This window comes from Microcystis aeruginosa LEGE 91341 (assembly GCF_015206885.1).
Taxonomy (GTDB): domain Bacteria; phylum Cyanobacteriota; class Cyanobacteriia; order Cyanobacteriales; family Microcystaceae; genus Microcystis; species Microcystis aeruginosa_H.
Map to the genome: position 1 here is coordinate 1 of NZ_JADEXY010000181.1, position 6,953 is coordinate 6,953.

The following is a 6,953-nucleotide window of genomic DNA, read 5'->3' on the forward strand; positions in this document are numbered from 1 at the left end:
GTTTCTTGGGTGACTGGTGGGGATTGATTAGCTTGGTCAGAAGCTGGACATCCTACCAACAATAAAGCGACAGTCCCCACCGATAGGATTAGCGGCAATTTTTTCATGGGGAAACTCAAGACAAAATGGCCCGGTCGGACAACCTTGCATAATAACATAACCTATGTTTCCCAGAAATCTAGGCTGATTACACGGGGAAAGTCAGGAACTTTGCCCCGCTAGTCCAGTTTTAATATTGACTACCGGATTTGCGATGACCGATGGCGGTGACACCGTTACTATCCAAAACTTGACCCCGCTCGACCGTGGCATAGACTAACCAGCGATCGCCGCAGAGTTGTCGCTCTTTGACCGTACACTCTAGATAGGCGAGACTTTCGCTTAAAATCAGACAGCCATTTTCCCCGACTTGGGTTTCTAATTCCGTAAAGACATCGCCGCCGGATTTGATGCAATTGGAAAAATGGCGGCGTAAATTGCGCCCTTCCTTGAGAATATTCAAGATAAAGACGGTTCCTGAGTTAATCAGGCGATCGGCGGCTTGTTCGTCAGCAACGGCGATAATTAGCCCTGGGGGGTTAAAACTGGCTTGGGATACCCAAGAGGTCAAGAAACCAGCATGATCCTCGCCCTGACGAGTGGTGAGAACAGAGAGGGAACCGACGATCCGACCAACGGCCTGGGCAGTGCGATCGATTTGTGTTTCGGTCATTCCCTGTTGGGGAACCCGAAATTTTTTGGTTTTTTTCAAGGTCTGGGCGAAGGTTTCTCCAGCTAAATAACCCGCTTGTAAACTGCTTTCTGTGGGGTTAAAACGCACGCGCAAGGATTCAAAACCGAGGCGATAATTGGCATCTTTGAGTTTAGTTTCAATTAAATCGACAGCTTCCCCACTCCAACCGTAGGAACCAAAAACCCCGGCTAATTTAGTTTTTGCTGCCGTGGAAAGAACTATTCCTAAAGCGGTTTGGATTTGGGTAGGAGCATGACCGGCTAAGGTGGGAGAACCGATAATAAATCCGTCACAATTTTCGATCGCTTGACTAATTTCGGCGGGGGTGGCAAACTCACAATTGATTGATTCTACGGCCAGATCATTTTCTAGTAATCCTCGTTCGATTGATCGGGCCAGGGTGGCAGTATTTCCGTAGGCAGAAGCATATAATAAAGCCACTTGTAGGGGTCGAGTTTTTTGTTCTTGACACCAATAACGATAATCGTGGGCAAGACGACTAAGACTATAACGAATTATCGGACCGTGGGCGGGTGCATAATATTGGGCGGGAAATTCTTTAATTTTGTCGAGGGCTGTTTCTACTGCTTTGGATTGCACGGCATGGAGACAATCAAAATAATAACGACGATCTGCGTCTAATTCTTTCCAATTTTTATCCCAAATATCGTCACCGCACAGATGCACACTAAAGAATTTATCGCTGTATAAAATTTGGGTTTTTTGGTCAAAAGTGCAGATACCATCAGGCCAGCGCGGCGTAGGGACATTAATAAAACTGAGTTGATGACCTTGCCCCAAATCAAGGATTTCATCGGTTCGTATGCCCACAATTTGGGCATCAGGCAGGGCATTTTTGAGGGTATTGACGGCAGCTTTAGAACAGAGGATGGTGATTTGATGGGTTTCGGCTAATAATGCCTTTAAAGTAACGATACGGTTGGGATTAACGTGACTGAGAATTAGATAATCGAGACGATGTAAGGGGACATATTGACGAATTTCTTCTAAATAAATTTCGGTGAAAGATTCCCCAGGAGGATCGATTAAGGCGGTTTTATCGCCACAGATAAGATAGGAATTAGCCGTGGTTCCCCGTTGACGAGCATATTCTATTTCAAATTTTAATCTGTCCCAAGTACGCGAGCGAAAAACCCAAGTTTGATCGACAATTTCGGCAGTTTGAACATCGCGAGAGCGATTATTAATAGCGGGATTGGAAATTAAGGTAGTAGTGGTCATAGTTGTTAATTTGGTTATTGGTTGTGGGGTGTGGGGTGTGGGGAGAGGGAATTATGAATTATGAATTATGAATTATGAAGTGGGGTGTTGGGGGAGTGGGGTTTTAGGGTTTTAGGGTTTTAGGGTTTTAGGGTTTTAGTTGAAATTACTCTATCTCCCCATTACCCTATTCCCCCATTTCCCTATCCCCTTCTAACTGATAACTGATAACTGATAACTGATTAAGTTTTGCTGTTTATTTCAGTTAAGTCTTTAACTAAATGTTGACGATAACGCTCAGAAACTTTTTGTTCGGGATCGATACCTTCAAAGGTGGGAGGAAGCCAAACTCTTAACACCATTAATGTGCCGAGAACTATTAGAAAAGCACAGGCGGCTAATACTTGTGTCCAATTAGTTTCTAGGACTCCTATGACAATTAATTCTCGCAAAACCGAGACGATAGAAACTTCCACAGCAACACCGATAGAAACTCGTTTTTCTTGCAAATAAATAATTAACAATCGGAACAATTCTACTAGAATCAAGAGGAATAAAATATCGGCGGTAATAATCCGAAATTGAATCGGTGGCAGCAGAGACATAAACATTTCTCTGACTTCTAACACCATGAAGCTAAATAAACCAATACAGAGAGAAATGACAATTAAATCTTGAATCATTTCTAAGACTTGCACTACCCGCACCATCATTGGGGAAGGTTTTTTAATTGGTTCGTACATTTTATTGTTCCTAAGATTGATAGAATTGGGTGTTAGCTATTAGGAAATTGTGAATTATGAATTATGAATTATGAATTGGAGAGCCTTTTTCACTGATAACTGATAACTGATAACTGATAACTCATAACTGTTAATAATGGTTGCCAACTTTGCGATGATGGACAGCAGTTAAGGTATCTAAACGAGCAACTCGTCCGCTATTAACGGTACAATAAACTACCCAATGATCGCCGCAATCTAAACGACTGGTGACTTGACATTCTATGTAAGCTAAGGCATCGGCTAAAATTGGTGATCCATTATTAGCAGTATAGGTTTTAATGCCTTCAAAACGATTGGCACCGGGAGAGAAACGCTTGAGGAAATGTTTCATTAATTTCTGATAATTATCCTCAGCCAAAACATTTAAAACAAAGGTATCGCTAGGCTGTAAAAAGGATACCATTGCCCGATCTTTAGCCACTGCAATCGCCACACCTAAAGGATTTAAACTTGCTTGTGTCACCCAAGAGGCAATCATGGCACTAGATAAATCAGCTTTTTGGGAAGTAATTAGGTACAATCCGGTGCTAATACGTCCTAGAGCTTTTTCTAAGTCGTTGTTAATCGATTTAATTTGTTTAATCGTTTTTTCTCGGCTTAACCATTGGCCGAGGTCGGTTCCTGCTTCATCGGCAATTAAATCGAGGGATTGATGGGAATTGTCTTTAACTAAAAGAGGAGGAAAAGCTTCGATCGCACCGATTTCCTGTAATTTATTTCTTAAGGGAAAAATTGGTTCATCTTCCCCACCTCCTGACTCAAATAATCCCACCGCTTGTTTGCCATTAATTGAAGCAATAATCGTGCTTAAAATCGTCTGGTTAATCGGGGAAGATTGGGGAGGCATTCCGATGATAACTCCCTTCGATTGATTGATTAATTCTCTGACTTCGTGGGGATCAGCATTATTCATATCGACTAATTCTGTCACCACATCATTTTTATTCAAACCCTGACCGATCATAGTAGCTAAATGTTCGCTTTGTCCGTAATCTTGGGTAAAAAATACAGCCACTAAAGTATCAGCAGAAGTTTGTTCTTGACTCCAAGTTTGATAGCGTCCCACCCAATCAGAAATATGGTGTTTTAATAGGGGACCGTGACCGGTGGCAATGAGATTAATCTCAAATTTCTCGATTCTTTTAATTGCCCCTAAAACTGAACGAGCATTCGGTTGCATCAGACAGTCATAATAGGTTTGAAAATCGCCTTCTAGCAGCTCTTTTTCTCGATCATAGGTTTGATCATCACAAAAGTGCATTCCGAAAGCATCACAGGTAAAAAGGGTGGCAGTTTTAGCATCAAAAGTGAAGATAGTATCAGGCCAATGAAGATTAGGGGCCGCAACAAATTCTAAGATATGGCCATTACCTAAATCTAAAGTATCACCACTTTTAACTATTAACTGTTTAAAGGGTCTGTGTACCATGTTTTCGAGGAATTGCATGGCAACTTTTGCCCCCACCACGGTAACTTCTGGGACTAATTCTAAAACTTCTTTGACTAAACCACTGTGGTCGGGTTCGGTGTGACTGATAATTAAATAATCAAGATGATTGATGTGGATTAGTTTAGTTAATTCCTCCAGATAAAGGCGATCGAATTTGCGGTGAGATGTATCAATGAGAGCGGTTTTTTCCCCTTGAATAACAAAAGAGTTATAAGTGGTACCGTTTTCTAAACCAAATTCGATATCAAAGCGATCGCGGTCCCAATCCAAACAGCGCAGGGTAAAGGTATTTTCGGCGATTTCTTGGATTTGTGTGGTTAAACGGCTGGTTTTAGCGGGTTTTGGGGTGATTAAAGCAACCATAATTTCTATCTCCCACAGGATTTGATGCGGAACTGCATTTGCTTAATTCCTATGGTGACTTGCTTTCAGGGATTTGTAAAATACCAATTACTCAAGTCAATGATTAGTTAGATTTATATAACCTTTTTTCTATGGTTGCGGATATTAATTTGAGTGCCGGCCCTACCGAATCAAGACCAGAACACTGATTGTGCATCCTATCCATCGGTTGGCTTCGGTTTCAGATACTGCACTTTTGTCTATTTGTCAAGCTTTTTACACAATTCTTAATATTTCCCTCGTTTTTGCTCTCTCGCTCTCTTGGGTTGTTTTGTTTTCGATGCCAGTCTATGGGTGAACCTGTAATACCATTTTTCTTTATTCGCGTCACAACGAATGCAGGCTTGGCAAGCATTCGAGCGCGGATGTCTGTCATGGATTTAGAAATTTGGTATAACCCTTAACACAAGTCCAGAAAAAGGGTTTCTAGAAGAAACCCTTTTTCTAGGTATTGACGGTTGTTGGGTTCATGAGCTGCCTAACGCACCCTTAGAATATCTGTGGTTTTATCTAATAATAAGTAGCTGGTTATAATTAAATTTAAAATGGATTTTAGGTTCGATCTCCCCTGCCCCCCTTGATAAGGGGGGTGCCGATAGGCGCGGGGATCTGATAACTTTTAACGCCTACCTACTTAACCACAGAGACACAGAGGACACAGAGTTTTTTTATTGCGCTCAATTATCCTAATCTGCTCCGGTTACGGTGGATGGTTAATTTTGTTTTTTTGACGGAATTGATAGCCGCAAACACGCAATTTACACTCTTTTGACATACTGTTTCTTGAGAACGGCCATAACGCCTAGTAGGATAAATAAACCTATATTTAGACTGGGTTCAGGTATAGTTACAGGGTTATCGGCGGGGACAATAGGGACAATTTGAATGAATTGACTTGGATTAGTTGGATCATTAGCGGCTAAGGTTCCATCAGCAAAAATTGTTTGACTCAAATCTACATTTAGGATGAAATTAGAGCTACCTTTTCCGATAACTTGAAAGTGCATTAAGCTAAATTGTTCTAGTTGATTCAGTCCCAAGAGTGAACCTAAACCGGCATCAGGAAAAGATGCTCCCCCTAAGTCTGTAATTGTCCCATTAATGTTATTTAAGGTTCCTCCCCGAAAGAGAGGAAAGTTAGCAGTAACTAAGGGACTGTTATCATCAACTGGATTAAAGGGAATGTCAATATTTTGGATTTTGTTGGCTTCAAAATTGAGATTGATAGCACTACCAGTTAATCCGATAGGATTACTATGAATATCCCTCATTAAGACTTGAACAAAAAAGCGATCGCCTATATTTAAGGGATTATTTTGATTAAGGAATCCACCGGGGGTTCCTGCGATGTCTTCTATCAGATTAAATTCAACGGCTAAATTAGGCATGATTTTCTGTCAATTTGTGAATGGATAAGACTAAATCAGGTTGTAGATTACTCGTGGCACTCGTAGGTTGTGTTAGCGATAGGGTAACGCATCAATTGAATGATAGAGGTGGTGCGTTACGGCGGATTGTTAATTTTAGTTTTTTGACCTAACGCACCCTAAACTCTACACTTTTCATTGCTATAAATTAGGTTAGAACAAGCTTAGTCCGTAGTTAGAATTTAAGACTGAGAAGTCAGCTAAATTGATTCCACCGTCTCCATTAATATCAGCAGTGGGATCGTATTTAGGACCCCCAATACTACTGTTGAAAGCGGCTTGTAAGGGTGCTAAGTCACCCCGATCTACTTTACCATTGTAAGTAATATCGCTGTTAAAGGTTGATTTACCAGTTAAGGCGATATTATAGGCCGTGTTATTGATGGCGTTACTGTGAATAACTAAACCATCATTGAGGTTAAAGCTTTCTCGCGCTGCGGTGGGTGCATAAGTTAATTGAACACGCCAAGTTTGTCCTGGATTGAGTAAGATATCTCCCTGACTGAAGTTAGCGTTAGTGGTAACATTGGAGGCTTTAACTTCTATGTTGGAAATGGCGAGAATATCTTCGGCGTTAACTCCTGTATTGGTGATGTCAATGTATTGGAATGTATCAGCAAATTTAGGACGAACTAGGTTACTGTTACTCCAACCTTGACGATATTGTGAGAGGGGAGTCCCGAAAGTAATCGCGTTTTTATCAATAGAAATCCTTTGTTCTGGAATATTGGTGACATTGACGGTGAGTTGTTTTTCATAAGATAAACCGCCTTGGTCTGTAGTCTTAACCCAGATGCTGTAATTATTCTTGCTTTCGTAGTCGAAAATAGCGTTAGTTTTGAGTTGATTTCCGTCGATGGTAAAGAGACTGTTATCAGTGGAACCTGTCCCAGTAACTAAGCTATAGCTGAAGGTATTACCCGTATCGGGGTCAG

General features: G+C 41.1%; 5 protein-coding genes. All 5 read right to left on the minus strand.

Annotated elements, in window-relative coordinates; genetic code table 11:
• Positions 1-229 precede the first annotated feature (229 nt).
• Positions 230-1,975, minus strand: a complete 1,746-nt coding sequence (locus tag IQ234_RS19155; RefSeq protein WP_193958246.1) for a diflavin flavoprotein — start codon at positions 1,973-1,975, stop codon at positions 230-232.
• 221 nt (positions 1,976-2,196) lie between these two features.
• On the minus strand, positions 2,197-2,697 hold the full coding sequence (locus IQ234_RS19160) for a phosphate-starvation-inducible PsiE family protein (RefSeq protein ID WP_193958247.1): 501 nt from the start codon (positions 2,695-2,697) through the stop codon (positions 2,197-2,199).
• Positions 2,698-2,827: 130 nt separating this feature from the next.
• A complete protein-coding gene (locus IQ234_RS19165; RefSeq protein ID WP_193958248.1) occupies positions 2,828-4,552 on the minus strand; it encodes a diflavin flavoprotein in 1,725 nt (574 codons plus the stop codon).
• 797 nt (positions 4,553-5,349) lie between these two features.
• The gene (locus tag IQ234_RS19170) at positions 5,350-5,979 is read right to left on the minus strand and encodes a PEP-CTERM sorting domain-containing protein (protein WP_193958249.1); all 630 of its coding nucleotides are present in this window, start codon (positions 5,977-5,979) and stop codon (positions 5,350-5,352) included.
• 192 nt (positions 5,980-6,171) lie between these two features.
• The coding region (locus IQ234_RS19175) for a dockerin type I domain-containing protein (RefSeq protein ID WP_228008626.1) at positions 6,172-6,953 on the minus strand (782 nt) is incomplete at its 5' end.

Excerpts from the sequence above, each read along its gene's own strand:
- IQ234_RS19160 (WP_193958247.1), bottom strand. The coding sequence starts at position 2,697 with ATGTACGAACCAATTAAAAAACCTTCCCCAATGATGGTGCGGGTAGTG.
- IQ234_RS19155 (WP_193958246.1), bottom strand. The coding sequence starts at position 1,975 with ATGACCACTACTACCTTAATTTCCAATCCCGCTATTAATAATCGCTCT.
- IQ234_RS19165 (WP_193958248.1), bottom strand. The coding sequence starts at position 4,552 with ATGGTTGCTTTAATCACCCCAAAACCCGCTAAAACCAGCCGTTTAACC.
- IQ234_RS19170 (WP_193958249.1), bottom strand. The coding sequence starts at position 5,979 with ATGCCTAATTTAGCCGTTGAATTTAATCTGATAGAAGACATCGCAGGA.